Source organism: Kluyvera sp. 1366, assembly GCF_054823405.1.
The window spans coordinates 300,522-326,797 of record NZ_JBTRDW010000004.1; the positions used below are offsets into that span (position 1 = coordinate 300,522).

General features: G+C 55.3%; 29 protein-coding genes, 1 other RNA gene and 1 other annotated feature. Of the genes, 14 read left to right on the forward strand and 16 right to left on the reverse strand.

What is annotated here, in order from left to right; all coding sequences use genetic code 11:
* The first annotated feature begins 2 nt into the window (after nt 1–2).
* Complete coding sequence (gene ybaL, locus ACVLVH_RS10775) at nt 3–1,691, forward strand: YbaL family putative K(+) efflux transporter (protein WP_101762391.1); 1,689 nt, start codon at nt 3–5, stop codon at nt 1,689–1,691.
* 47 nt (nt 1,692–1,738) lie between these two features.
* On the opposite strand, the gene ACVLVH_RS10780 is transcribed toward ybaL, so the two are convergent.
* From ACVLVH_RS10780 to ACVLVH_RS10795, 4 genes are all read right to left on the reverse strand, one after another.
* The gene (locus ACVLVH_RS10780; RefSeq protein WP_101762392.1) at nt 1,739–3,040 is read right to left on the reverse strand and encodes an inosine/guanosine kinase; all 1,302 of its coding nucleotides are present in this window, start codon (nt 3,038–3,040) and stop codon (nt 1,739–1,741) included.
* Nucleotides 3,041–3,098: 58 nt separating this feature from the next.
* Nucleotides 3,099–4,058 (reverse strand): ferrochelatase, encoded by a 960-nt coding sequence (gene hemH, locus ACVLVH_RS10785; RefSeq protein WP_192414060.1) that lies wholly within the window; start codon nt 4,056–4,058, stop codon nt 3,099–3,101.
* A 121-nt stretch (nt 4,059–4,179) separates the two neighbouring features.
* Nucleotides 4,180–4,824, reverse strand: a complete 645-nt coding sequence (gene adk / locus ACVLVH_RS10790; RefSeq protein ID WP_008103865.1) for an adenylate kinase — start codon at nt 4,822–4,824, stop codon at nt 4,180–4,182.
* 151 nt (nt 4,825–4,975) lie between these two features.
* Entirely contained in the window at nt 4,976–5,806 is an 831-nt protein-coding gene (locus tag ACVLVH_RS10795; RefSeq protein WP_192414058.1) for a DUF6024 family protein, read from the reverse strand.
* 188 nt (nt 5,807–5,994) lie between these two features.
* On the opposite strand from ACVLVH_RS10795, the gene ACVLVH_RS10800 reads away from it, so the two are divergent.
* Nucleotides 5,995–6,864 (forward strand): LysR substrate-binding domain-containing protein, encoded by an 870-nt coding sequence (locus ACVLVH_RS10800; RefSeq protein WP_192414056.1) that lies wholly within the window; start codon nt 5,995–5,997, stop codon nt 6,862–6,864.
* Nucleotides 6,865–6,917: 53 nt separating this feature from the next.
* Here the strand turns inward: ACVLVH_RS10800 and htpG are convergent, their stop codons facing one another.
* The 6 genes from htpG to ACVLVH_RS10830 form a co-directional block, all read right to left on the reverse strand.
* Complete coding sequence (htpG, locus tag ACVLVH_RS10805) at nt 6,918–8,792, reverse strand: molecular chaperone HtpG (RefSeq protein WP_101762396.1); 1,875 nt, start codon at nt 8,790–8,792, stop codon at nt 6,918–6,920.
* A gap of 99 nt (nt 8,793–8,891) precedes the next feature.
* A complete protein-coding gene (gene recR / locus ACVLVH_RS10810) occupies nt 8,892–9,497 on the reverse strand; it encodes a recombination mediator RecR (protein ID WP_008103873.1) in 606 nt (201 codons plus the stop codon).
* Nucleotides 9,497–9,826, reverse strand: coding sequence for a YbaB/EbfC family nucleoid-associated protein (locus ACVLVH_RS10815; RefSeq protein ID WP_008103874.1), 330 nt, complete (start codon nt 9,824–9,826; stop codon nt 9,497–9,499). Before ACVLVH_RS10815 ends, recR begins: the two co-directional genes overlap by 1 nt.
* A 50-nt stretch (nt 9,827–9,876) precedes the next feature.
* A complete protein-coding gene (dnaX, locus tag ACVLVH_RS10820) occupies nt 9,877–11,856 on the reverse strand; it encodes a DNA polymerase III subunit gamma/tau (RefSeq protein ID WP_192414054.1) in 1,980 nt (659 codons plus the stop codon).
* Nucleotides 10,474–10,535: a sequence feature (DnaX frameshifting element), on the reverse strand. Its footprint overlaps the gene before it by 62 nt.
* A gap of 151 nt (nt 11,857–12,007) precedes the next feature.
* On the reverse strand, nt 12,008–12,559 hold the full coding sequence (gene apt, locus ACVLVH_RS10825; protein ID WP_101762398.1) for an adenine phosphoribosyltransferase: 552 nt from the start codon (nt 12,557–12,559) through the stop codon (nt 12,008–12,010).
* 149 nt (nt 12,560–12,708) lie between these two features.
* Entirely contained in the window at nt 12,709–13,092 is a 384-nt protein-coding gene (locus ACVLVH_RS10830; protein ID WP_101762399.1) for a DUF454 family protein, read from the reverse strand.
* A 58-nt stretch (nt 13,093–13,150) separates the two neighbouring features.
* Here ACVLVH_RS10830 and priC point away from each other — a divergent pair, with 58 nt between their 5' ends.
* The 3 genes from priC to rsmS are packed head-to-tail and all read left to right on the forward strand — an operon-like array spanning nt 13,151 to nt 14,128.
* A complete protein-coding gene (gene priC, locus ACVLVH_RS10835) occupies nt 13,151–13,663 on the forward strand; it encodes a primosomal replication protein PriC (RefSeq protein WP_101762400.1) in 513 nt (170 codons plus the stop codon).
* Nucleotides 13,664–13,715: 52 nt separating this feature from the next.
* Nucleotides 13,716–13,961 (forward strand): GlsB/YeaQ/YmgE family stress response membrane protein, encoded by a 246-nt coding sequence (locus ACVLVH_RS10840; RefSeq protein WP_137385287.1) that lies wholly within the window; start codon nt 13,716–13,718, stop codon nt 13,959–13,961.
* An 8-nt stretch (nt 13,962–13,969) separates the two neighbouring features.
* Nucleotides 13,970–14,128, forward strand: a complete 159-nt coding sequence (gene rsmS / locus ACVLVH_RS10845; RefSeq protein WP_192414050.1) for a pleiotropic regulatory protein RsmS — start codon at nt 13,970–13,972, stop codon at nt 14,126–14,128.
* On the opposite strand, the gene acrR is transcribed toward rsmS, so the two are convergent.
* Nucleotides 14,115–14,753 (reverse strand): multidrug efflux transporter transcriptional repressor AcrR, encoded by a 639-nt coding sequence (gene acrR / locus ACVLVH_RS10850; RefSeq protein WP_101762403.1) that lies wholly within the window; start codon nt 14,751–14,753, stop codon nt 14,115–14,117. The two genes, rsmS and acrR, sit on opposite strands and share 14 nt — an antisense overlap.
* Before the next feature lie 142 nt (nt 14,754–14,895).
* On the opposite strand from acrR, the gene ACVLVH_RS10855 reads away from it, so the two are divergent.
* The 4 genes from ACVLVH_RS10855 to ykgO all read left to right on the forward strand — a co-directional run bounded on the left by ACVLVH_RS10855 (nt 14,896) and on the right by ykgO (nt 19,815).
* Nucleotides 14,896–16,086, forward strand: a complete 1,191-nt coding sequence (locus tag ACVLVH_RS10855) for an efflux RND transporter periplasmic adaptor subunit (protein ID WP_192414046.1) — start codon at nt 14,896–14,898, stop codon at nt 16,084–16,086.
* Nucleotides 16,087–16,102: 16 nt separating this feature from the next.
* On the forward strand, nt 16,103–19,252 hold the full coding sequence (locus tag ACVLVH_RS10860) for a multidrug efflux RND transporter permease subunit AcrB (RefSeq protein ID WP_101762405.1): 3,150 nt from the start codon (nt 16,103–16,105) through the stop codon (nt 19,250–19,252).
* A gap of 149 nt (nt 19,253–19,401) precedes the next feature.
* Nucleotides 19,402–19,659 carry a type B 50S ribosomal protein L31 gene (locus ACVLVH_RS10865; RefSeq protein WP_101762406.1) on the forward strand — a complete coding sequence of 86 codons (258 nt, stop codon included), beginning with the start codon at nt 19,402–19,404 and terminating at the stop codon, nt 19,657–19,659.
* 15 nt (nt 19,660–19,674) lie between these two features.
* Nucleotides 19,675–19,815, forward strand: a complete 141-nt coding sequence (ykgO, locus tag ACVLVH_RS10870) for a type B 50S ribosomal protein L36 (RefSeq protein ID WP_192414044.1) — start codon at nt 19,675–19,677, stop codon at nt 19,813–19,815.
* 44 nt (nt 19,816–19,859) lie between these two features.
* On the opposite strand, the gene ACVLVH_RS10875 is transcribed toward ykgO, so the two are convergent.
* From ACVLVH_RS10875 to ACVLVH_RS10885, 3 genes are read right to left on the reverse strand one after another with little or no spacing between them, the layout of a single operon-like run.
* Nucleotides 19,860–20,738: a metal ABC transporter substrate-binding protein gene (locus ACVLVH_RS10875; RefSeq protein WP_110867733.1), complete on the reverse strand. Its 879-nt coding sequence runs from the start codon at nt 20,736–20,738 to the stop codon at nt 19,860–19,862.
* A 22-nt stretch (nt 20,739–20,760) separates the two neighbouring features.
* A complete protein-coding gene (locus tag ACVLVH_RS10880) occupies nt 20,761–21,600 on the reverse strand; it encodes a metal ABC transporter permease (RefSeq protein WP_498949379.1) in 840 nt (279 codons plus the stop codon).
* Complete coding sequence (locus ACVLVH_RS10885) at nt 21,597–22,253, reverse strand: metal ABC transporter ATP-binding protein (RefSeq protein WP_192414043.1); 657 nt, start codon at nt 22,251–22,253, stop codon at nt 21,597–21,599. Before ACVLVH_RS10885 ends, ACVLVH_RS10880 begins: the two co-directional genes overlap by 4 nt.
* A gap of 340 nt (nt 22,254–22,593) precedes the next feature.
* On the opposite strand from ACVLVH_RS10885, the gene ACVLVH_RS10890 reads away from it, so the two are divergent.
* The 3 genes from ACVLVH_RS10890 to hha all read left to right on the forward strand — a co-directional run bounded on the left by ACVLVH_RS10890 (nt 22,594) and on the right by hha (nt 23,715).
* The gene (locus ACVLVH_RS10890) at nt 22,594–22,947 is read left to right on the forward strand and encodes a hypothetical protein (RefSeq protein WP_101762410.1); all 354 of its coding nucleotides are present in this window, start codon (nt 22,594–22,596) and stop codon (nt 22,945–22,947) included.
* A 147-nt stretch (nt 22,948–23,094) separates the two neighbouring features.
* Nucleotides 23,095–23,472 (forward strand): Hha toxicity modulator TomB, encoded by a 378-nt coding sequence (tomB, locus tag ACVLVH_RS10895; RefSeq protein ID WP_007886936.1) that lies wholly within the window; start codon nt 23,095–23,097, stop codon nt 23,470–23,472.
* Between the two features lie 24 nt (nt 23,473–23,496).
* On the forward strand, nt 23,497–23,715 hold the full coding sequence (gene hha / locus ACVLVH_RS10900) for a hemolysin expression-modulating protein Hha (protein WP_007886938.1): 219 nt from the start codon (nt 23,497–23,499) through the stop codon (nt 23,713–23,715).
* Between the two features lie 129 nt (nt 23,716–23,844).
* Here the strand turns inward: hha and ffs are convergent.
* Nucleotides 23,845–23,941: signal recognition particle sRNA small type (gene ffs / locus ACVLVH_RS10905), an RNA gene on the reverse strand.
* 177 nt (nt 23,942–24,118) lie between these two features.
* On the opposite strand from ffs, the gene ACVLVH_RS10910 reads away from it, so the two are divergent.
* On the forward strand, nt 24,119–24,430 hold the full coding sequence (locus tag ACVLVH_RS10910; RefSeq protein ID WP_008103902.1) for an MGMT family protein: 312 nt from the start codon (nt 24,119–24,121) through the stop codon (nt 24,428–24,430).
* A gap of 173 nt (nt 24,431–24,603) precedes the next feature.
* On the opposite strand, the gene ACVLVH_RS10915 is transcribed toward ACVLVH_RS10910, so the two are convergent.
* A complete protein-coding gene (locus ACVLVH_RS10915; RefSeq protein WP_110867736.1) occupies nt 24,604–25,161 on the reverse strand; it encodes a YbaY family lipoprotein in 558 nt (185 codons plus the stop codon).
* 205 nt (nt 25,162–25,366) lie between these two features.
* On the opposite strand from ACVLVH_RS10915, the gene tesB reads away from it, so the two are divergent.
* Nucleotides 25,367–26,230 carry an acyl-CoA thioesterase II gene (tesB, locus tag ACVLVH_RS10920; protein ID WP_498949384.1) on the forward strand — a complete coding sequence of 288 codons (864 nt, stop codon included), beginning with the start codon at nt 25,367–25,369 and terminating at the stop codon, nt 26,228–26,230.
* Nucleotides 26,231–26,276: the final 46 nt, after the last annotated feature.

A 26,276-nucleotide genomic window follows, 5' to 3' on the forward strand; every position in this document is an offset into this window, starting at 1 on the left:
GCATGCATCACACCACACCGTTGATCACTACCATTGTCGGGGGACTGGTCCTCGCATTTCTCCTTGGTATGCTGGCAAACCGCCTGCGCATCTCACCGCTGGTCGGTTATCTTCTGGCTGGCGTCCTGGCCGGCCCTTTCACGCCAGGCTTTGTCGCGGATACCAACCTTGCCCCTGAACTGGCTGAACTCGGCGTTATTCTGCTGATGTTCGGCGTCGGTTTGCACTTCTCGCTGAAGGATTTGATGTCGGTAAAGTCCATCGCCATTCCTGGCGCCATCGCGCAAATCGCCGTGGCGACGCTGCTGGGAATGGGACTTTCATGGACAATGGGCTGGTCGTGGATGACCGGTTTGGTATTTGGTTTGTGTCTTTCCACCGCCAGTACCGTGGTGCTGCTGCGTGCGCTGGAAGAGCGTCAGCTGATTGATAGCCAGCGCGGGCAAATCGCCATTGGCTGGTTGATCGTGGAAGATTTGGTGATGGTGCTGACGCTGGTGCTGCTGCCAGCCATCGCCGGCATGCTGGAACAGGGCAACGCCAGCCCAACGCTGCTGTTGTGGGATCTGCTGCTGACCATCGGTAAAGTCGTCGCCTTTATGGTGCTGATGATGGTGGTAGGCCGTCGCGTAGTGCCGTGGATTCTGGCAAAAAGTGCCGCGACCGGCTCGCGTGAGCTATTTACCCTTGCGGTGTTAGCGCTGGCGCTCGGTATCGCCTTTGGCGCCGTCGAATTCTTTGATGTCTCCTTCGCCCTCGGCGCCTTCTTTGCCGGCATGGTGCTGAACGAATCTGAACTTAGCCACCGCGCGGCGCACGATACCTTGCCGCTGCGTGATGCGTTCGCCGTCCTGTTCTTTGTGTCCGTCGGCATGCTGTTTGACCCGATGATCCTGATTGAGCAGCCGCTGGCGGTGCTTGGCGCGCTGGCGATTATCGTGCTGGGCAAATCCATTGCCGCCTGGCTGCTGGTAACGCTGCTGGGTCATTCACGTCGCACCGCGATGACCATTTCGGTGAGCCTGGCGCAGATTGGTGAATTCGCCTTTATTCTCGCCGGCCTCGGCATCTCGCTCGGCATGCTGAGCGAGGAAGGCCGCAATCTGGTGCTGGCGGCGGCGATTCTCTCCATCATGCTTAACCCGATTCTGTTTAGCGTGCTGGAACGCTACCTCGACAAAACCGAGACCATCGAAGAGCAGACGCTGGAAGAAGCGATCGAAGAAGAGAAGCAGATTCCGGTGGATATCTGCAATCACGCGGTTTTAGTAGGTTATGGCCGCGTCGGCAGCCTGCTGGGGCAAAAGCTGATGGAAGCGGATGTGCCGCTGGTGGTGGTGGAGAACTCCCGTCCGCGCGTTGAAGCGCTGCGCGAGCAAGGGATCAAAGCGGTGCTGGGCAATGCGGCACGCGTGGATACCATGGAACTGGCGCGCCTCGACTGCGCCCGCTGGCTGCTGCTGACCATTCCGAATGGCTACGAAGCCGGTGAAGTCGTGACGGCAGCGCGCGAAAAGCGTCCGGACATTGAGATTATTGCCCGTGCGCATTATGACGATGAAGTGACCTACATAATGGAGCGTGGCGCGAATCGCGTGGTGATGGGAGAGCGTGAGATCGCCAACAGCATGCTGCATGTGCTGGAAGAAGAGATTGCGCAGAACCCGATTGTACGTGAGTGCCCGATTTAAGTGAGTGCGGTCTTTAGCAAGGTCGCCATGAACGGCGACCTTGCGTTTTATCTGTCCCAATACGACTCTTCTAAGCTGTCTTCCCGCTCCGGCAGGCCGCGCGTCAGGCGCGGTGAATGCTGGTTCAGCACCTGATAACTTACCCGGTTCGCGTATTTACACACCTGTGCCAGCGACGAATAGGTCAGGTAGGCGCGGCCGTGTTTGCTGGAGTTAGGCACTTTTTGGCGGTGGAAGTTGTTGGCGGTGATGTCGTGCAGCAGCGCCGCCAGCGCACCATCGCCCGCGCCGTTGGTGTTCATGATCTTCTCTGGGCCGCCCATATATGGCGCGATATGCGAGAAGATGCGCAGCGGCTGATCGCAATCCTTGTGGCGCATCGCGCGGCTGAATTCATATTGGTTGAACTCAGCCAGCGCGCCCGGCAGCAGCGGATGGTTGGTTTTGCGCTTGTACTCTTCTTCAGTGAAACCGGCCATGTACAAACCGGTTGGCCCGGCGGTACACAGCACCAAATCCACCCAATCCAGCGCCATATTCGACGCCAGCAGCGGATCCTGCTCGCCGGTCAGCGCAAAGGCCTCTTCTTCGTTCATCGCCACAATTGAGACGTGATCGCGCAGGAAATCGCGCCAGAACTGCGGATTATCCTGAATCACGTATTTGGTGCCGAGCGTCAATACCACCGGCACGTTGTGTTTTTTGGCGTAGTCGATGGCGCGTAAAGTGGCTTCCGGCATCGGTTCGCCCGGCTGGCAGCGCACCAGATAGGAAGTCAGCACCAGCGCCGACGCGCCCGCAATGACCTCTTCTGGAATGCTGTTGGCCTGCAGCTGGTTCATCAAGCCGGGACTGATGGCAAAGGTACGCTCGCCCTGCTCGCCAATCAGCGTAAAGCAGCGGCCAATCGCGCCATCAACGCCCTGCAGGAAGTTCAGATCCATGCGGCTGGAGGTGTTGCACAGGTAGCGATAGGCGTAGCCGCCGATCTGGATGTTATTGCACATCACGCCGAGCAGCACCGAGCGGTCATCTGCCAGCACCGAATAGTTATGCAGGGTATTTCCGATGGTGCCACCGGCAAATTGATGGCTGATGAGCGCTTCGCGCATCAGTTCGTTGTAGAGCGCCTCGGCGGTAGCATCGTCGATCACCAGCGAGTGACCGGCGCTTAAACCGTAACGCTGCAGAAAGTCGTCGTCGACTTTGGCTTCAATATCCACCAGCGTCTGGTCGATACCCACCACCCAACTGCCCTCTTCCTGCTCTTGCTGCGTGGCTTGCAGCAGCGGATCGCGCGCGTTGACGGGGAAATAGTGTTTGGATTTGCGTTTGCCGGGAAATTTCATCGAGAGTGCCGTCAGGGAAAATCAGGCAGAGAATGATATCACACTCTCTGCCACACCCTTAACGACGCGCGTTGACCAGCTGCACCATCATTTCAATGTGCTCCGCATCGGCGTTGAGCGCAGGAATGTACTCGAACTTTTCGCCGCCGGCATGCAGGAAGATCTCGCAGTTCTCACCGCTGATCTCCTCCAGCGTTTCAAGGCAATCCGCCGCAAAGCCCGGACTCATCACCTGCACATGCTTGATGCCTTTGGCCGGCAAACCTTTCATGGTTTCATCGGTGTACGGCGTCAGCCACGGCTCGCGACCAAAGCGCGACTGGAAGGTCATCATGATTTTGTGTGGCGCAATGCCCAACGCCGCGGCCAGCGCATCGGTGGTGTCTTTGCAACGCAGCGGATAATCATCGCCTTCATTGGCGAAACGCTGCGGAATGCCGTGATAGGACAGCACCAGCAGATCCGGTTCGCCATGCAGCGCAAACGAGCGCTCAACCGAGGCTTTCAGCGCGGCGATGTAAGCCGGATGCTCCGCGTAATCACGGATAAACGCCACTTCTGGCAGCGAGCGCAGTGGTTTAAAGCTGGTGGCTAAGCCATCCCATACTGCGGCAACCGTCGAGCAGGAGAACTGCGGATAGAGCGGCAGCACGATGAGTTTGGTCACGCCCTGATCCAGCAAGCGCTTCAGCGCGCTGTCGAGGCTTGGCTGGCCGTAGCTCATACCGAGTTCAACCGGCATATCAAGGCGCTGCGCCAATGCTTCACGCTGACGCTTGCTGAACACCATCAGCGGTGATCCTTCATCCATCCATACGGAAGCATACAGTTTCGATACGCGTGGCGAACGGAAAGGCACGATGATGAAATTGAGAATCGGCCACCACAGTAAGCGCGGTGTATCAACCACTCGTGGATCGCCGAGGAATTGTTTCAGATAGCGTTTAACCGCAGGTGTTGTGGGTGCGTCTGGTGTGCCTAAGTTAACCAGCAAAACCCCGGGCTTTTCTTGCCTCATGGTATTTCCTTGATGTCGAAACGAATGGGTCGAATGCAAAATCAGGGGGAAATTGTAGCGGAAATTGAAGGAGGGGAAAGCAATTGCTGCAAAAGGGCCGGACAACCGGCCCCTCAACGCATTAACCGAGAATCGTGGCCAATTGCGTGCTCACTTCGGCGACAGGACGCGTGCCGTCGATTTTGTGATATTCGGTGTTGCCGTCTTGCGCTTCTTTGCCGTAGTAGGCAATCAGCGGCGCAGTCAGTTGATGGTATTCCACCAGACGCTTACGCACGGTCTCTTCCTGGTCATCTTTACGCGTGGTCAGCTCTTCGCCGGTCAGGTCATCTTTACCTTCCACTTTCGGTGGATTGTAAGTGACGTGATAAACGCGGCCCGATGGCGTATGTACGCGGCGGCCAACAATACGATCCACAATCAGCTCGTCCGGTACAGCGAACTCCAGCACGTAGTCAACCTTGATGCCCGCTTCTTTCATCGCGTCAGCCTGCGGGATAGTGCGTGGGAAGCCATCGAGCAGGAAACCGTTTTTGCAGTCTTCCTGCGCGATACGCTCTTTAACCAGCGCAATCACCAGCTCGTCAGTCACCAGTTTACCGGCATCCATGATCGCTTTTGCCTGTTGGCCCAGTTCCGTACCTGCTTTGACTGCCGCACGTAACATGTCACCGGTGGAGATTTGCGGAATACCGTATTTCTCCATGATGAATTGAGCCTGAGTGCCTTTACCTGCGCCCGGAGCTCCGAGCAGAATAATACGCATTGCGTAATTCCCCTTGCGAATCGCATTGTTCAATCTGAGAAGGCGAAGAACATACCATTATGGCCCGCGCACCACAAGGAAACGGGCGCGCTCGCCACGAAAGGTCTACTTTGACCTGCTTTGTCAGCAAATACCAGCAGAGTGCCCGTTTTTAGGAATCGCGGCTAAGCATGAGCACGTCTTTGAGGCGTTTTTTCAGTGCGGGTGTGACGTTCAGCTGTTTGTTGACCCCGCCGCGCACGTCGGCGCACAAGCGTAATTGCGCCTGTTCGGGCAGCACCTGAATATCCTGCGGCAATTCACTGGCATTGAGGCCGTTCGGCAGCGGAAAAAGCGCAAAGGGTAATCCCGGTTGCTGAATGGAGTGCAGGATGAATGGCGAGTCGAACGCGATTTTTTCCACCATCGCAATATTGTACGGACGCCATTCGCTCTCCTTCATCATTGCCAGCGCCTGTTCTGGCGCGCCACCGAGCGCTAATCCTTGCTCAAACAGCCGCAGCTCGCTGCGCACCAATGTGCTGAAATCGGCGGTGCGCAATGCGATTAACACCAGATCGCCGCATAACGCCGAATGGCGATCAAGGCGGGCGACAAACAGTCGCGCATCGCTTACCAGCCGTTTGTGTAGCTGCGTGGCAAACGACTCCGATGCATCGGTGACGCCGTGGCTTTGACATTCGCTCAACGCACGCACGCGACCTTGCTGCATATCAACATGATCCACCAGCGCAATGTTGCCCGCAGTCATCGGCAAAGTGGGCAGCACGCTCAGTTCGCTAACCGGATAGTGCGAGGCATAGCGCGTGTGATTACGTGATTGCTCCTGACGGAGAAACAGCTGGGAAAGCAGCACTCGCGAGATATGCAAAGAGGGAGCGAAGAAGAGATCGAAATTTTCAAGCCGGTAATAACGGGAAAGCGAGCCGCGAAGCTTATCGCGCGCCGCCGCCGCCCTGGCAGAAGCAAGTTGTGGAGCCATCGCGTGGTATGTCTCTGGTTATTATGCTGTGTGTGGGAGGTGAAACCTGCGGTGATAGTCGGCGTAAAACACAGAGAGCCGTAGCCGTCAACCTGCCAGAATCTGGTGGAAAGGTTAGGCCAATGCGGCTGGACATTAAAATGATATAAACTGACAATCCCTGTTAGGTTTTTACACAGGGGACGAGTATGACCGTGCTTCCATCGTTACGTGCACTGCACTATTTCCACCAGGCGGCACTGTTCAGCAGTTTTAGCGTAGCGGCCGAACGTCTGCATGTCACCCATAGCGCCATTAGCCATCAGGTTCGACAGCTGGAGAGCTGGATGGGGAAGCCGCTGTTTGTGCGTACCAATGGACGCGTCAAATTAACCTCACACGGTGAACGTTTGCTGGTGAGTTGTCAGAAAGCCTTTAGCGAGCTCTCCACCACCTGCGAAAGCATTCGTACCGGCATGCGCCATCATATCAGCGTCTCCTGCGCGCCCAGCTTTCTCTCGCAATGGCTGATTCCGCGCATCGCCAGCTTCTATCAGCGCTATCCCGATATTGAAGTGCAGTTTCAGCCGCTGGTGGAGATTGACCAGTTGCGCAGCGAGCACACCGATGTGCTGATTCTCAGCGCCGAGCAGTCGCCGGATGACGATATTGATGCCACCTTGATCAGCGATGATTACATCGGTCCGCTGTGCGCCCCGCAGTTTGCCGCCCGCTTTCAAAGCGAGCAGGATCTCGCCTCACTGCCATTGCTGCACGCCGATACGCGGCTGCATGCGTGGGCCGAATGGGCGAAAACCAGCGGCGTACGCGGCAATTACTGGATCGGCAAGCATTTCGATAATTTGACGTTAGCCATGCAGGCGGCGAGAAACGGATTGGGCGTGATTATGGCGCCACGCTTGCTGGTGCGTCAGGAGTTGAGTGATGGCACCTTGATCGCGCCGCTGGGCTTTGTGCGCGTCGATCGCGCCACGTTGATGATGACCAAGACTTCGCGTCAGCACGATGCGGAGATTACATTATTTCGCGATTGGTTGCGGGATCAGGCGCAGATTTAACAGCAGATATAAAAAAGGTCGCCATGAATGGCGACCTTTCGGGTTTGGTGCGATTACGCCGTCAGCAACTGGTTCATGCGACGGATAAACTGGTTTGGATCGTCAAGCGTACCGCGCTCGGCGAGCAGCGCCTGATCCAGCAGCAGCTCAACCCACTCGGCAAAGCGCGTCTCGTCCTGGGTATCAGCCACGCGTTTCACCAGCGTATGATCCGGATTGATCTCGAAAATGTACTTCACGTCCGGCACGTCCTGACCGGCCGCGGCAAACAGCTTCGCCATCTGCGTGGTCATTTCGTTAGCATCGGTGGTGACGATCGCTGGCGTGTCGGTGAGACGATGCGTCAGACGCACCTCTTTCACACGCTCGCCCAGCAGCGTTTTCACGCGCTCAACAAACGGCTCCAGCGCCTTCTCCGCTTCTTTCTGCTCTTCGGTCTCTTCATCGGCCAGTTTGCTCAGCGAATCATCCGCTTTGCTGACTGACTGGAAGGTTTTGCCGTCGAACTCGGTGAGGTAGCTCATCATCCATTCGTCGATACGATCGGAGAGCAGCAGCACCTCGATGCCTTTCTTGCGGAACAGTTCCAGATGCGGGCTGCTCTTCGCTGCGGCATAGCTGTCGGCGGTGATGTAGTAAATCTTGTCCTGACCTTCCACCATGCGCGTCACGTAATCGTCGAGCGAAACGGTCTGCTCAGCGCTTTCGCTCTGGCTGGTGGCAAAGCGCAGCAGTTTGGCAATCTGTTGCTGGTTAGCGTTGTCTTCGGCTGGACCTTCTTTCAGTACCAGACCGAACTCTTTCCAGAACTGCTGATATTTTTCCGCGTCGTCTTTCGCCAGCTTCTCTAACATCTGCAGGCTACGCTTGGTCAGCGCGCCACGCAGGCTCTGGGTCACACGGCTGTCCTGCAGGATTTCACGCGATACGTTCAGCGGCAGATCGTTGGAATCTATCAAACCACGCACGAAGCGCAGGTAGTTCGGCATGAACTGCTCGGCATCGTCCATGATGAACACGCGCTGTACGTAGAGTTTCAGGCCGTGCTTGCTGTCGCGGTTCCACATGTCGAACGGCGCACGCGCCGGGATATACAGCAGGCTGGTGTATTCCTGCTTACCTTCCACGCGGTTATGGCTCCAGATCGCCGGATCGCTGAAATCGTGGGCGATGTGTTTGTAGAACTCGTTGTACTCGTCGTCGCTGATCTCAGACTTGTTGCGCGTCCACAGCGCCTGGGCTTTGTTGATCTTTTCCCAGGTGGTGGTGTCGCTCTCTTCGTCTTTGCTTTCAATCTCAACCGGCAGCGCGATGTGATCGGAGTATTTGCTGATCACGTTACGCACGCGCCACGCATCGAGGAAATCATCTTCGCCTTCACGGAAGTGCAGCGTGATTTCGGTACCGCGATCGGCTTTCTCAATCTCTGCCAGCGTATATTCGCCTTCGCCAGCAGATTCCCAGAACACCGCTTCATCGGCTTTCGCACCGGCGGCGCGGGTGCGCACGGTGACTTTATCCGCCACAATGAACGCAGAGTAGAAGCCCACGCCGAACTGGCCGATCAGCTGACTGTCTTTCGCCTGGTCGGAGCCCATGGATTCGAGGAAGGATTTGGTGCCGGATTTAGCGATGGTGCCGAGGTTCTCAATCACCTCATCACGGCGCATACCGATGCCGTTATCGCTGAGCGTCAGCGTGCGATTTTCCGGATTGACCGAGATACGTACGCGCAGGTCGCCGTCGCCTTCATACAGATCGGGCGTCGACAGCGCGCGGAAGCGCAGTTTGTCGGCGGCATCTGAAGCGTTGGAAATCAGCTCGCGCAGGAAAATCTCTTTATTTGAATAGAGTGAATGGATCATCAGGTGCAGAAGTTGTTTTACCTCTGACTGGAAGCCACGCGTCTCTTGTCCTTTCATGGTCATTGCTACCTCAACTGAATCGGGGTTGATGATACGTTGAGAGAGAAATGGGGATGAAGGAGAGGATTTCAAGCCGATGTCTGTGAAGACATCGGCAAGTGATTAGAAATTAATCTTGTGGCGTCCGGCGAGCGAGTGCGACAGCGTGGTGCCATCGACCATTTCCAGCTCACCACCGACCGGCACACCGTGTGCAATGCGGCTGGCATCAACGCCATATTGTCCGCACAACTCGGCGATGTAGTTGGCCGTGGCTTCCCCTTCCACCGTGGGATTGGTGGCGAGGATCACTTCGGTTAAGGTTTCGCGCTCGAGACGCTGCTCCAGCCGATCCAGGCCGATATCCTGTGGACCAATGCCATCCAGCGGTGACAAGTGCCCCATCAGCACAAAGTAGCGGCCGCCAAACTGGCCGGTCTGCTCAATGGCGTGGATATCTGCCGGGCTCTCCACCACACAAATCTGGCCGTTTTGCTGACGACGCGGATTGGCGCAGATGGTGCAGATTTCCTGTTCGGTGAAGGTACGGCAATCGGCGCAGTGACCGATTTCCGACATGGCGCGGGTCAATGCCTGCGCCAGACGCATGCCACCGCTACGATCGCGCTGCAACAGCTGAAAAGCCATACGCTGCGCCGACTTCGGGCCAACGCCCGGCAGGCAGCGCAACGACTCCATCAAAGATTCAAGCAGTGGACTGGTTTGCATCAGAACGGCATCTTGAAGCCAGGCGGCAGCTGCATACCTGAAGAGACCGCAGCCATCTTCTCTTTCTGCGTTTCGTCAATACGGCGTGCCGCATCGTTGAAGGCCGCGGCGATCAGATCTTCCAGCATGTCTTTGTCATCTTCCAGCAAGCTAGGATCGACTTCAACACGACGGCAGTTGTGCGCACCGTTGATGGTTACTTTAACCAAGCCAGCGCCTGATTCACCGGTCACTTCGATCGCGGCGATCTCTTCCTGCACTTTGGCCATTTTGTCTTGCATCTGCTGGGCCTGTTTCATCAGGTTGCCCAATCCGCCTTTACCAAACATAGTTTTCTCTCTCTGCTGGGGCTGCGCGCAGTTGACGCGCGGCAGCATGTTCACACCGGTCGAATACTCTCTTCATCCAAATCGGCATCGAAGAATCGACGCAATGTCTGAATATGGGTATCGCTTTCGATCGACTGTCGCGCCTGCGACAGCTTCTCTTCATAAATGGCCTGGCGCCACTCCAGTGGCGTCAATACCGTAGGATTATCGTCTTCAATAATCGTCAATTCAACCGGCTGACCGGCAGACTGACTTAGCGCTTCCGCCAGCGCCTGCCTGGCAGAAGCTGAATTCAGATGGCGCTGACTGCTGCGCAGATGCAGCGTAACGCCTGCTTCGCCCACCTCTTTCCACGCATTGAGCGCCACTTGCTGCACCAGTTTTGGTAGCGTCAGCGCGGCGATTTCAGCAGCCCACGCATCGCGCTGCTGGGCTTCTTCCGCCAGACGCAGCGCCAGCTCAGGGGTTTTCTCATGCTCCAGTGCCGAACGCAAGGCTTTTGGCGTCGCCACCGGCTCCGCTTTAACCTCTACCGGCAGCTGCGTTTTCCAGCGATAAGCTTCCGGTTTGGCCGGGGCTTTTACCGTGGGTTCGGACGCACGTTGTTGCACACGTTCAGTGACGCTAGCGAGACGTTCCAGCGCCGGATTCGCCGGCCGCGCGGAACGCGCTGCCGGCTCACTCTTTTTTGCTTTGCCGGCTCCCTGACGCAGCAACTGCGTTCGCGCCTGTAACAACTGGCTGGTGGAGTCAGGTAACGGATCGGGCGCGGGCTGCATGTCTGGATAATCATCCGACACCGGCGGCGCGTCAGGGTTTGGCGGTGCCATCTGCGGCTGCGCAGCCGGTGCGGGCGCGGCTTTCGCTGCGGCTTGTGGCGCAGCAACCTGCGGCGCAGCTTGTGGCGTCAAGGTGGGACGCGCCACCGGCTCCGCAATCGTTGCCTGCGGATGGAACGCCAGCGCCCGCAGCAGCGTCATCTCTACGCCTAAGCGCCGATCCGGTGCCAGCGGCAGATCTTTACGTCCCATCAACAACGTTTGGTAATAGAGCTGCACGTCAGCCGGTGGCAGCACGCGCGCTAACTCGCGCAGGCGATCGGCCTGGCTGAGATCGTCCTCGCTGAGCGAGCTTGGCAGCAGCTGCACCATCGCAATGCGGTGCAGTAAACGCAGCATCTCGACCAGCAGCGCTTCCCACTCAACCCCACGCGACGCGGCCTGATTCAGCAGCGCCATCACCTGTTCGCCCTGGCCATCCACCAGCGCTTCAATCAGCGCCAGCGGCTGTTCATCGTCAAGCGTGCCGAGCATTTGTGCCACGGTGTCACGCGTTACGCTGCCCTGCCCCATGGCAATCGCCTGGTCGGCCAGGCTCAGCGCATCGCGCATGCTGCCGTCAGCGGCGCGTGCCAGCAGATGCAGCGCACGCGGTTCGGCAGCAATCTGCTCCTGCTGCAACACATGCGCCAGCTGCTGCTGGATTTGCTCAACGTCGAGCGCTTTGAGATGGAATTGCAGGCAGCGGGACAGAATCGTCACCGGCAGCTTCTGCGGATCGGTGGTCGCCAGCAGGAATTTCACGTGCGATGGCGGCTCTTCCAGCGTTTTCAGCAGCGCGTTGAAGCTGTGACGCGACAGCATGTGCACTTCATCGATCAGATAGACCTTGAAGCGACCGCGCGCCGGCGCGTACTGCACGTTATCGAGCAGATCGCGCGTATCTTCAACTTTGGTGCGTGATGCGGCATCGATCTCAATCAGATCGACAAAACGGCCCTGCTCGATTTCGCGGCAGTTATCGCATTGCCCGCACGGCGTTGACGTGATGCCGGTTTCACAGTTAAGCCCCTTCGCCAGCAGACGGGCGATCGAGGTTTTCCCGACGCCGCGTGTGCCAGAAAAGAGATAAGCATGATGGATTCGTCCCAGTGACAACCCGTTGGCCAGCGCAGTCAGCACATGTTCCTGACCGACTACGTCAGCGAAGGCCTGGGGACGCCATTTTCGCGCAAGTACCTGATAGCTCATGTGGATTCAATCACTGGAATTTAGGGAGAAGGGAGAAAATGCAGCTTCGCAAACCCTGTTTATTTTGGCAGTAGTTTAACAGCCACCAGCGGATCAGCAACCACTAACTTTGCAGAGGTGGCGCCCCGCCGTGCAGCGGAGCGCGCAGGCCTTAGTGGCCGGGGAAATTCACCAGGCTGAAGCACTCGACGCCCATGGCAGTCAGGCGGGCTTCACCGGTCAGGTCAAACAGATTAATCACGAATGCGGCGTCTTTCACTTCTCCACCGGCGCGGCGGATCAGCTTCACCGTTGCTTCCAGCGTGCCGCCAGTCGCCAGCAGATCGTCCACCACCAGCACCACATCGCCTGGTTTAATGGCATCTTTGTGCAGTTCCAGCGCATCGGTGCCGTACTCCAGCTCGTAGCTTTCGCTGAAGGTGTCACGCGGCAGTTTGCCCGGCTTACGCACCGGCACAAAACCCACGCCCAAACCCAGCGCCACCGGTGCGCCAAACAGGAAGCCACGCGCTTCCGTTCCCACCACCTTGGTGATGCCTTTGTTACGATAACGCTCCACCAGAATGGCGATCGACGCGGCATACGCCTGCGGATCTTCCATCAGACTGGTCACGTCACGGAACAGAATGCCCGGCTTCGGATAGTCAGGAATGCTTTTAATGCTGTTTTTGATGAGTTCAAGCTGCTGCGCAGTTGCGGTCATAAATGTTACGCCTGGAGAAAATATCTAATACGCGCAGCTTCTCTAGCGCCAAACCCCGGAAACCGGGTTAAGCGAAGTCGTTTATAAGGGAAGCCACGCACGAAGATGCCCAAATCTATGCAAATACCCGGCTAAATGCAACCCTCACGCTACTGTTGTGGCGGGTTGGCATCCTCGGTTACAACCGGAATGCGCCACATAAAAAGCAGCAGCAGGCACAGCATCGCGCCTAACAGGATGCGCACCCACAGCAGGTTTACTAAATAAAGGGACACCGAAAAGGTAATCACAATCAGCAACATGGCGCGCCCTTTGGCGCCGGGCGGCATGGCACGATGCTGCTGCCAGTGGCGAATAAAGCGACCAAACGGCGACTTCCATAGCAACCAATGATGGAAACGCGGCGACGAGCGGGCAAAACACCAGGCCGCCAGCAACACAAATGGCGTCGTCGGTAATAAAGGTAATACAATGCCCAGCGTACCTAGCACAATCGCCAGCCAGCCAAGGCTCAGTAGTAAAATGCGCTGCATGCCTGATGCCTGAATAAGTCAAAAACAGCGTTACGTTAACACAGTCGGAAACAGAGTGATGCCCCAACCGCCCGCCCAGCAACGTCTCCATGCCATGTTAGAGTTACTGCGCCAGCAGATTGCGCAGCAGCCGGATGGTGCCTGTCGTCAGCCCCGTTTTGATTCTCACCTGTTTCGCACCAGCGGCACGCGTCTGGCGGATTATCTGCGCGAGCTGGAAGGCAATGTGACGCAGTTAACCGCTGCTGACACTGATGTGGCGCGCCGTCAATGGCTGGCAGAGAAAGTGCTGGATCAAATTGCCGCATTACAGCGCGAATGCCAGAGTCAGCAGTTGCGCGTCAAGCGCGAGCGGCCACGTGTCGATGCACGCCAGGCCAAGCGTGAAGAGTATCAAGGCTACGAAAAACGCTTACTGGCGATGATTGCTCAGCGCGAGCAGCATCTGGCGCGCGCTGAAACGCTGAGCGTTCAGCAGCAGTTAATTCGTGAAGTCGATCAGCTGCAAGAACGTTTGGCACGCTGCCGCGCCGCTATCTACAAACTGGAGTTGCCGCCTATGCCGCGCTGAACGCGGCGCTTTTTCCTCTATACTCATTGCGGTGAGAAAAAGGAGTAAAATCATGACGCTGGTATTATGGATTGTGATCGGTTTAGCGGCAGGCTGGCTCAAACGGGTGATTTTTCCCGGTCGTCCGGGAGGATTTGTGCCGACGTTGGTACTGGCGGTGATTGGCGCGCTGATTGGCGGCTATATCGCCACCTACTTCACCACCGGCGATCTGGCCGTCCTGCATCCAGCCGGTTTCGCCAGCGCACTGCTGGGCGCACTGTTAATGCTGCTGGTCGCGGCGAAATTACGTATTTAGGAGAAAAAATGTCACTGGACAGCGCACCCGACGAAATCAAACTTGCCGTCGATCTGATTCAACTGCTTGAAGAGAATAATGTCCCTACCGCCACCGTGCTGGCCGCGTTGGCGATTGTTCAGCGGGATTATGAGCAGAAACAAGCGGCGGAAATCAAGGCCGACTAAGCAGCGTTGGACTCAGGCGCAACATATCAAGAAACGCATCCACCAGCTGAGGCGCATCGGCTGCCAAATCAAAACTTTGCGGGTTGAACAGCCAGCTTTCCATCATGCCATTAATATAGCCGCGCATCAGTAGCGCCGCCTGACGCGTATTCAGGTTCTCAGGCAATTGGCTGGCATCAATACAAAGACGTAGTACAGTTTCAATTCGATCGTAACACGCTTGCAGTAAGCTCTGCTGCATATCCTGTAACGTCGACATTTCGCCAACAAACTCACATTTGTGAAAGATAATCTCCATTAATGCGCGTCTTTGCGGATCCTTTGCTGTGGCGTCAAGGATATAGATCAACATAGAACGAACAACAGAAAGTGGATCGCCCGGGTATTTTGTCTGATACTCAAGTTCCACATCGTCCAGCCCAGCGTCACAACGCAGCCAGATTTCCTGTAAGAGATCGGCTTTATTTTTGAAATGCCAGTAGATAGCCCCGCGCGTGACGCCGGCCGCTGTTGCGATATCCGCCAGAGACGTGGCGGCCACACCATGTTCGGAAAAGTGTGCTAATGCGGCGTCAAGAATTTGATGCCGTGTTTCAAGAGCTTGCGCTTTGGTTTTTCGTGCCATGCTGGGCTTTTTTTACAAACTTGTAAGTTTACATACATTTGTGAATGTATGTACCATAGCATGACCCGTGTTTTAACGCAGCAATGGGTTTATCGGTTTGTGATCCATTGATCATTTGATATCGGACACTAGAGGTTTATTTATGAATAAAAACAGAGGATTAGCGCCTCTGGCGGCCGTCCTGATGCTATCAGGCAGCTTTGTGTTAACAGGATGTGATGATAATAAATCCCAGCAAGCCGCCCAGCAGCAGCCCCCAGAAGTGGGTGTTGTAACGTTAAAAAACGAACCCTTGAAAATTACCACCGAGCTGCCGGGCCGTACCTCGGCTTTCCGCGTTGCGGAAGTTCGCCCTCAGGTGTCAGGAATTATCCTCAAGCGTAATTTTGTTGAAGGTAGTGATGTAAAAGCCGGTCAGTCGCTGTATCAGATTGATCCAGCCACCTATCAGGCGGCCTACGACAGCGCTAAAGCGGATCTCGCCCAGGCTGAAGCCAATGCGCGTGTTGCGCGGTTAACCATTACTCGCTATAAGCCGCTGCTGGGTACTAAGTACATCAGTCAGCAGGACTATGACACCGCCGCAGGCACCGCAGCTCAGACTGCTGCAGCCGCCCAGGCTGCGCGTGCCAACGTCGAAACTGCGCGCATCAATCTGGCGTATACCAAAGTGACGTCACCCATCAGCGGTCGTATTGGTAAATCGTCGGTAACCGAAGGTGCGCTGGTTTCCAACGGGCAAACCACTGCCCTGGCGACCGTGCAACAGCTCGATCCTATGTATGTCGATGTGACCCAATCCAGTGATGATTTCCTGCGTCTGCGCGCAGAGCTGGAATCCGGTCAGTTGAAACAGAACGACGGTAAGGCCAACGTCACCCTGCTGATGCAAAACGGTAACGCATACCCGCAGACAGGCACATTGGAATTCTCTGATGTGAGCGTGGATGAAACCACCGGCTCGATCACGCTGCGCGCCATCTTCCCGAACCCGGACAATCGCCTGCTGCCAGGCATGTTTGTTCGTGCGCGTCTGGATGAGGGCACCAATCCCACCGCACTGCTGGTGCCGCAACAGGGCGTAACACGCACCCCAACCGGTCAGGCAACCGCAATGGTGGTTGGCGCAGATAATAAAGTGGAATCGCGTAACATCACCGCTAATCAGGCATTTGGCGACAAATGGCTGGTGACGGAAGGTCTAAAAGAAGGCGATCGGGTGATCACCACCGGTATCCAGCGTGCCAAACCGGGTGCGCAGGTGACGCCAAAAGAAGTCTCCGATGATGCCAAAGCTGCACCAGAATCACCGTCTGCTAAATCATCGTCATAACAGGAGCCACTGATACATGGCTAAGTTCTTTATTGATCGCCCCATTTTTGCGTGGGTGCTCGCCATCATCATCATGTTGGCCGGTGTGCTATCGATTATCAGCCTGCCGATTGAGCAATATCCCAATGTTGCACCGCCGGCGGTTGAAATCCAGGCCACCTATCCGGGTGCTGATGCGAAAACGCTGCAAGATTCGGTGACGCAGGTCATCGAGCAAAACATGAACGGTATCGATGGACTGATGTATATGTCCTCGAGCAGTGACTCGTCGGGTACATTGACGCTGACGCTGACCTTCCAATCCGGTACTGATGCCGATATCGCGCAGGTTCAGGTGCAGAACAAACTGCAGCTGGCCACGCCGTTACTGCCACAGGAAGTACAGCAACAGGGTATTCAGGTTAAGAAATCCTCTAGCAGCTTCCTGATGGTGGCGGGTTTTGTCAGTGATGACGGCACCATGACGCAGAATGATATTTCTGACTATGTTGCTTCAAACATCAAAGATCCGGTCAGCCGTATGCCGGGTGTCGGTGATACTCAGGTGTTTGGTGCGCAGTATGCGATGCGCATCTGGCTGGACCCACACAAGCTGAACAACTATTCACTGACACCAGTGGATGTGATCAACGCGCTGAAAGTCCAGAACACCCAGATCGCCGCGGGTCAGTTGGGCGGTACGCCACCTGTACCGGGCCAACAGCTGAATGCCTCGATCATTGCGCAAACCCGTCTGACATCGACAGATGAGTTCGGCAATATTCTGCTGAAGGTGAATCAGGATGGTTCGCAGGTACGTCTGCGTGACGTGGCGAAGATTGAACTTGGTGGTGAAAACTACGAGATCATCGCGCGTTATAACGGCAAACCGGCTTCCGGTATCGGTATCAAACTGGCCACCGGCGCTAATGCACTGGACACCGCCGATGCGGTGAAAGCAGAACTGGCGAAACTGGAGCCGTTCTTCCCGGCAGGCATGAAAACGGTTTATCCGTACGACACCACACCGTTCGTGAAAATTTCGATTTTCGAAGTGGTGAAAACGCTGTTCGAAGCAATCGTGCTGGTGTTCCTGGTGATGTATCTGTTCCTGCAAAACTTCCGTGCGACGCTGATTCCAACCATCGCCGTTCCTGTTGTGTTGCTCGGAACCTTTGCGATCATCAGTGCCTTTGGCTACTCGATAAACACCCTGACGATGTTCGGGATGGTGCTCGCCATCGGCCTGCTGGTGGACGACGCCATCGTGGTGGTAGAGAACGTCGAACGTGTAATGGCGGAAGAAGGCTTACCGCCGAAAGAAGCGACCAAACGTTCGATGGAGCAGATTCAGGGCGCATTGGTCGGTATTGCCTTGGTGCTGTCAGCGGTATTTATTCCAATGGCGTTCTTCGGTGGTTCAACCGGCGTCATTTATCGCCAGTTCTCCATCACCATTGTTTCGGCGATGGCGCTGTCGGTGCTGGTGGCGTTGATCCTGACGCCTGCGCTTTGTGCCACCATGCTGAAGCCGGTGGAGAAAGGCGCTCACGGCAAAACCACCGGTTTCTTCGGCTGGTTTAACCGCCTGTTTGATAAGAGCACCAACCACTACGTTGACAGTGTTGGTCATATCATTCGCAGCACCGGCCGTTACCTGCTTATTTATCTGGTGATCGTGGTCGGCATGGCGTACCTGTTCCTGAAACTGCCTACCTCATTCCTGCCGGAAGAGGATCAGGGTTTGTTACTGGCGCAGGCGCAATTGCCAGCCGGTGCTACCCAGGAACGTACCCAGAAAGTATTGGATCAGGTGACGGATTACTTCCTGACCAAAGAGAAAGACAGCGTTAACTCCGTGTTTACCGTTAACGGCTTCGGCTTCGCCGGTCGTGGACAGAACACCGGTATTGCGTTCGTCAGCCTCAAGCCGTGGGATGAGCGTGGCGATGCCAACCTGAAAGTGCCTGCGATTGCCGGTCGTGCCATGCAGGCGCTCGGTCAAATCAAAGATGCGATGGTGTTCCCGTTCAACCTGCCAGCGATTATCGAACTGGGTAACGCCACCGGCTTCGACTTCATGCTGACCGATCAGGGCAACCTGGGTCACGAGAAGCTGACCGCCGCGCGTAACCAGCTGTTTGGCATGATCGCCCAGCATTCGGATACGCTGGTGGGTGTGCGTCCAAACGGCATGGAAGATACGCCGCAGTACAAACTGATCATCGATCAGGAGAAAGCGCAGGCGCTGGGTGTGTCGCTGTCCGACATCAATACCACGCTGGCTTCAGCATGGGGCGGTTCTTACGTCAACGACTTCATCGACCGCGGTCGCGTGAAGAAGGTGTACGTTATGGGCAAGGCCGATTCACGTATGTTGCCGGACGATATCAGTAAATGGTACGTGCGCAACAGCGGCGGCACCATGGTACCGTTCTCCGCCTTCTCTTCGGCGAAGTGGCAGTACGGTTCACCGCGTCTGGAACGTTACAACGGCTTGCCATCGATGGAGATTCTGGGCCAGGCTGCGCCAGGCAAGAGCTCCGGTGATGCCATGAACCTGATGGAAGAGTTGGCAGGAAAACTGCCGGCGGGTATTGGTTACGACTGGACCGGCATGTCCTATCAGGAACGCTTGTCAGGTAACCAGGCTCCGGCGCTGTATGCTATCTCACTGATTGTGGTGTTCCTGTGTCTGGCCGCGCTGTATGAGAGCTGGTCGATTCCGTTCTCGGTCATGTTGGTGGTACCGCTGGGTGTTGTCGGCGCACTGATCTTCACCACGCTGCGCGGCTTAAGTAACGACGTCTACTTTGTGGTGGGCTTGTTGACTACCATAGGATTGTCGGCGAAGAACGCCATCCTGATTGTCGAATTCGCCAAGGATTTGATGGAGAAGGAAGGTAAAGGGTTGGTGGAATCCACGCTGGAAGCATCCCGTATGCGTCTGCGTCCGATTCTGATGACCTCACTCGCCTTTATCCTCGGCGTAATGCCGCTGGCGATCAGCACCGGTGCGGGTTCTGGCGCACAAAATGCGGTAGGTACCGGCGTAATGGGCGGGATGGTAACAGCGACCGCGCTGGCTATCTTCTTCGTTCCGGTGTTCTTCGTGGTGGTACGTCGCCGCTTCAGTAAGAACAAAGGTGACCTGGAACACGGTCATCCGGTTGAGCACAAACACTAAGTTTTACTCTTCCCTAAAAGGCCGCTGATGCGGCCTTTTTTATTGCTGTTCCCCTGCCCCGCCAAAATCCCTGCGTTTTTCACGGTTGCAATCAGCCATGTTCGGGCTCATACTATTGTTATAGTATAACATTACATAGCGAGGTTACTATGAAACCGAATATCCATCCTCTTTATCGCCCAGTGGTGTTCCACGACACCTCGGCCAACGAATACTTTAAAGTCGGCTCCACCATCAAAACCGAGCGCACCATTGAGTATGAAGGTGAAGTGCTGCCGTATGTCACGCTGGATGTCTCGTCAAAATCTCACGTGTTCTACACCGGTAAGCAGAAAGACTTTGCTAAAGAAGGCAGCACCGCGCGCTTCAACCAGCGTTTCGGCAGCTTCCTGTCGCGCAACAAGTAACGCTGGAGAGAACAGATGCAGGTATTGAGTTCATTGCGCGCTGCAAAGACGCGCCATAAGGATTGCAAAGTCGTGCGTCGTAAAGGTCGCATCTATGTGATTTGCAAAACTAACCCGCGCTTTAAGGCGGTTCAGGGAAGAAAGAAAAAAAGGTAGGAAAGTGTCGTGATAGTTGGCCGGGATGCTCCCCGGCCTTTTTTTTACTTCATGCTATGCAAAATGGCGTCAACATTGTGTTTGAACGCGGCGACATAGGTCGCTGCTGGGCCATTCGCTTCCGACAGCGCCTCAGGATAAAGTTCCCCGCCCGGCTGCGCGCCGGTTTCGCTGGCAATCTGTTTTACCAGTCGAGGATCGGTTTGATTCTCCATAAAGTAGGTTTTGATGTGCTCGGCCTTCAGTTGTTGGATGATCGAGGCCACGTCGCTGGCGCTGGCTTCCGCTTCGGTAGAGAAGCCCACCGGCGCCAGGAAACTGACGCCATAACGTTGGCCAAAGTAGCCAAAGGCATCATGGCTGGTCAGCACTTTACGCTTGCTCTTCGGCACTTCTGCAAAGGCATTTTTCGCCCAGCTATCCAGCTTCTGCAGCTGCTGAATGTAACTTTCACCGCTTTTACGAATATCCGCCGCATCTTCTGGATCGGCTTTGATCAGCGCATTCATCACATTAGTGGCGTAGATCACACCGTTTTGCATGCTGTTCCACGCGTGCGGATCGGTGACGCTTTTACCGTCCTCTTCCATCTTGCGCGTGTTGACACCGTTCGATGCCACTACGATGGTGCCTTTATAGCCTGACGCGCTGATCAGGCGATCCATCCAGCCTTCCATGCCCAAACCGCTCACGAATACCACATCCGCCTTCGACAGCGCCTGGCTATCCTGCGGCGTCGGTTCGAAGGTGTGCGGATCGCCATTCGGCCCGACCAGCGATTTCACGTTAACGTGATCGCCACCAACCTGTTTAACGATATCCGCCAGCACGGTAAAGCTCGCCACAACATCAACGCTTTTCGCCAGCGACAGCGGGCTTGCCAGCATGGCGCCAATCGCCAGACTCAGCGGTAACTTTTTCATTCCTATCCCCTTATTGGTTTGGTTATCGACGGCGCAACAGGCCGCCACATGGTCCTGTCAAAACAGAAAGCAGAAACAGCACCGCAGCACTGAGCACCACCGCCGGTCCAGCCGGCAGCGAGAAATGCCACGAAAGAATCAGGCCGAGAAATGCTGAGACGATCGCCAGCAGCATGGCGATGCCGAGCATGTAAGCCAGATGGCGGCTCCAGAAGCGTGCGCTGGTGGCCGGCAACATCATCAATCCCACCGACATCAGCGTGCCCAGCACCTGAAAGCCCGCCACCAGATTGAGCACCACCAGCATCAGAAACAGACCGTGCACCAGCGGTGCGCTCCATTTGCCCTGAGCGCGCAGGAAATCGGGATCGAAGGCATCGATCACCAGCGGACGGAAGATCACCGCCAGCAGCAGCAAGGTCGTAGCCGCAATGCCGCCAACCAGCAGAATCGCCGCGTTATCCACCGCCAGCAGCGATCCAAATAACACGTGCAGCAGATCGACGCTGGAGCCGCGCAGCGACACCAGTGTGACGCCGAGTGCGAGAGAGCCGAGGTAAAAGCCGGAAAAACTGGCATCCTCTTTGAGATGCGTATAACGGCTGACCGCTCCCGAGAGCAGCGCCACCGCCAACCCGGCAATCAGGCCGCCGATACCCATCGCCACCAGCGATAATCCCGATACCAGATAACCAATCGCCGCGCCGGGTAACACAGCATGTGATAAGGCATCGCCGACCAGACTCATGCGGCGCAGGGAAAGGAAAACGCCCAGCGGCGTGGCGCTGATCGCTAATGCAACGCAGGCCACCAGCGCACGGCGCATAAAACCAAATTCGATAAAGGGTTGGAGTAATGTCACGACGCCACCCTATGCAACGTTGGCGTTTGTGCGGCATCAGCGTCATCGAGCGATAGCACATCCTGAAAATAGCGCGCCACCAGCGGACGATCGTGTAGCACGACTAATAACGTGGTGCCCGCCTGCTGCTGCTGTTCGAGGATCGACATTAGCAAGGTGACGGTTTGGCTATCAATGCCGTTGAAGGGTTCATCCAGCAGCCACAGCTGGCTGCGCTGCAGCATTAAGCGCGCGAACAGCACGCGCTGCAGTTGCCCGCCAGATAACGTCGATGGTTGCGCATCGGCGAACTCACGCATTTGTACCGCATCCAGCGCGGCATCGATTTCCAGGCGCAAGGCGCGATTGATACCACCAAACCAGCCGCAGCGTGGCCAGCAGCCCATCGCCACCAGTTCATAGGCAGTAAGAGGAAAGCGGGTTTCAAGTTCACTGCGTTGCGGTAACCAGCCCAGGGCTTTGCGTGGGATGTGCAATTCGCAGTTGCCGGAAATTGGCGGTAGTAAGCCGGCAATGGTTTTTAGTAATGTCGATTTGCCGGTGCCGTTAGCGCCAATCAGCGCCGTCATGCTGCCCGTTGCCAGCTCACCGTTAACGACCGGCGTCACCGCACGGCCTTGATAACCGGCTTGTAAGCGTTTGAAATGTATCATTTCTGCATGCCCCAATCTAAGGCCAGCGCTAGCAAGGCAATCAGCATCAGCGCAACCAGCAAACGGCCGCCAAGGGAAAGAAGTAAACCGCTGTGATTCATACTCAACAACCAATAATGTTATAACATAACAATTATCATACCCGACTCATCCTCAATTGCGCCCAGGCAAAAGTGTTTCAAAAGTTGATCGATCATAAAGATAGCCGCGCTAATTCGCCGTTTCGCCATGATTGTGTTATGAAACCCATCACAACGATTACTCTTTCTGTTTATTAGCGACTTGCAATGTCACTCAATAAGCTCAATGATAGAAACATCATTCTTTTACTGGATACAAAATGCCGTCTATTATTCATTGTGATATTGCTGTGGATGAGGACGATTGCGAAAAGTTGGTTAGAATTATCCAGGGGAATATTCTCAAAATAGCCGAGGCATTAGCCGGTGATTTACAGTGGTATTCTCAAAACGCGCAATTAGTTCCCGATAGCTTCCAGATTATTTCTATTCAACCAACCGACAATAATCGATTTAAAATGCTTTACGATTTCAGCTGGAATTTATTTAATCCTTGCCTGGATTTAAATGAAACGTTTACGCGTCGTGAAGAAGTGTTGTTTCAGGTAAAGCCCGGCGCGCTGGTGTTTGACGTGATTGACAATGAGCGCCCCTCTCCCGCCGATGAATTGTAATATTTGGTAATTGAGGTGAGCAAAGCTAATGATTGTGGATTACATTTAAGGAGTCGCTGAATTCAATTTTATTCGATATCGCTTCCTGGTAGCTTTTCTTAATCTCGCCGCGCTGCGGTAACTGTGCTAGCTATGGAGGGGAAAAAGATGGACGAATACTCACCGAAACGGCATGATATTGCCCAGCTTAAATACCTGTGTGAGAACCTGTTCGACGAAAGTATGGCGACATTGACCGACAGCCATCATGGTTGGGTTAATGATCCTACTTCGGAAAGCAATTTACAGCTCAACGATTTGATTGAGCATATCGCTTCTTTCACGATGAATTACAAAATTAAGCACGTTGAAGATGAAGCCCTGATTACGCAAATCGATGAATATCTTGACGATACCTTTATGCTGTTCAGCAGCTATGGAATCAATACTCAGGATCTACAACGGTGGCAGCGTTCAGCAAAACGCTTATTTAATCTGTTTGCCGAAGAGTGCGCTTATCTCCAACAACCTAGCCATTCCTTTTAGCACCAGACTGAGACCGGTTTATTTATGAGCAACCAAGCCTTAACTAAAACAGATTATTTGATGCGACTGCGCCGCTGTCGCTCAATCGATACCCTTGAACGGGTTATCGAAAAAAACAAGTATGAATTACCTGATAATGAACTCGCGGTATTCTATTCGGCAGCCGATCATCGTCTGGCTGAACTGACCATGAATAAGCTTTACGATAAAGTACCGGTTTCTGTCTGGAAGTTCGTCCGCTAAGTTTTTCCCCTAACAGCCGATCTGCACCATCATCGTTTTGATCAAGGATTGAATCACCGGCAAAGGATTGCCAGATTTCTCTGTGCGTAAAATTCTGTGGAGTATGAGGCGGGAACAAATTGGTGGGGGCCCTGCCAGCTACATCCCGGCACACGCGTCGCCTGCTGCGGCTGCTTCCTTCCGGATCTGACCGAGTTCACAAGTTAGCATTGCGGGAGAACCAACAGGGCCCCCATTGACAAGCCCTCATTTCGAGAGCGCAGGCATTATCAAGTATGCCCCCGGCAATTGCAAGCGCAGGCCCGACAACCGTTGGTTTCTTGCACAAGTACACAGCAATGCGCTGATGTCTACCCTTCTGCATGCTAAAGTTTGCCCTTTCCTGATAAAAATAGGTGCGCATATGAGCGACCAAAACAATTTCTCTGAGCGCGTCTGGCAGATCATCGCGGCCATTCCGCCAGGAAAGGTCACTACTTACGGGGATGTTGCGCAATTAGCGGGTTCGCCGCGCGCGGCACGCCAGGTGGGTGGCGTATTACGCCGTTTGCCGGAAGGCAGTAAATTACCCTGGTTTCGCGTTATCAATCGCCATGGCCGCATTTCACTGCAGGGCGACGACTTGTTTCGTCAGCGCGATGCGCTGGAAGCGGAAGGGATTGAAGTGAGCGACGCTGGGGAGATCGAGTTAGAGAAATATCGGTGGGAAATTTAGCGGTGCGATATGTCGCGCACAAGCCCGCAGCCAACCCGTCGTACGCTGGAAGGCATCGTCGTGGAGTAAAGCGTCACACGGCATTGATGGCGTGTGCCGAGCGTTCAGGGACGAGACAGCGACTTTACGGAACAACGATGCTTTCCGGCGCTCTCCCGTCCCATCAATCGAAATTACAGACTTGTCGGTGCCGGCACCGAAGCAGATGGCGTCACCTGCGTAGGTGAAGTCGAAGGCACTGTTGTTGCTGCTCCCGGCTGGGTTTGCATCGCGACGTTGGTCACTGGCACCAACAGCAGTTCGGCTTTTGTGCCGCCCTGATTAATCACCGGTTTCACCGTATCGGTGATAAACGCCAGCTTGCCATCAATCGAAATCGCCGCACTCAACAGAATGCGCGCGTTCGGCTGGATGTCAGCCGGGTTAAACGGCAAGACAAACTGGAACGGCGACTGTTTCCCTTCAGTACGCACCACGCGCTGCGACAGCACTTTTGAAGGCGCGTCGGCCAGCGATGCATCTGATAGCGTAACGGTCAGCACAGAATCCGGCGGCAGCGCAATGCGCTGGCGGATATACACCGAACCACTGACATTAGGCTGCGCAATCGCGGCCTGCTGCCCCGCTACCGCTGAGCCGAGTGTAGGTGTGGCAACCGGCTTGCTGTGGTCCGCACAACCGGTAATCGCCGCAGCCAGGGTCATACCGCTAATAACTTGCCAGAGTTTCATCGATGTCGTCTCCTTATGAACACTATGATTGTCGGCGGTAAATTTATTGCTTAGCTTTTCAGCCGCCGAATGACCTTAATTCTGGCACAAATATCGGCATTGCGCCTAAACCCTCCGCCAGCCCGCTGAAATCGCGGCAAAATCATTGACGGAAACTGGTCGGATCTTTCACACTGACGCGATAAGTCACGCTGAGGAATCCGCTATGAGCCAGGCACTGCACAACCTGCTTAATTTATTAAATCTAGAAAAACTGGAAGAAGGCCTGTTTCGTGGTCAGAGCGAAGATCTGGGCTTGCGCCAGGTGTTTGGTGGCCAGGTAGTCGGCCAGGCGCTGTATGCCGCGAAACAAACGGTGCCGGAAGAGCGCATCATTCACTCCTTCCACAGCTACTTTCTACGTCCGGGCGATAGCCAAAAAGCCATCATTTATGATGTCGAAACGCTGCGTGACGGCAAAAGCTTCAGCGCACGCCGCGTTAGCGCGGTACAGAATGGTCAGCCGATCTTCTACATGACGGCTTCGTTCCAGACACCTGAAAGCGGCTTCGAGCATCAGAATGAAATGCCGCAGGTGCCGGGCCCGGATAATCTGCCATCGGAACAGGATTTGGCGAAGAAGCTGGCCGCGCATCTGCCACTCAAGCTGAAAGAAAAATTCCTCGCCGAGCGTCCGCTGGATATTCGTCCGGTGCAAATTCATAACCCGCTGAAAGGCCACGTCGATGAGCCGCTGCGTCAGGTGTGGATTCGTGCCAACGGCGAGTTACCGGCCGATCGTCGTATCCATCAATACCTGCTGGGCTATGCCTCGGATCTCAACTTCCTGCCGGTGGCGCTGCAGCCGCACGGTAAAGGCTTCCTCGAAGCCGATATGCAGGTTGCAACCATCGATCACTCAATGTGGTTCCATCGTCCGTTCGACTTGTCTGAATGGCTGCTGTACAGCGTGGTGAGCACTTCCGCCTCGGGCGCGCGCGGTTTTGTGCGGGGTGAGTTTTATACCCAGGATGGCCGACTGGTGGCGACCACGGTGCAGGAAGGCGTGATGCGCCAACGCGACGCATAAAAAAAGGGCGATAAAATCGCCCCTCTGTTTTTTTATAATTTTAGCG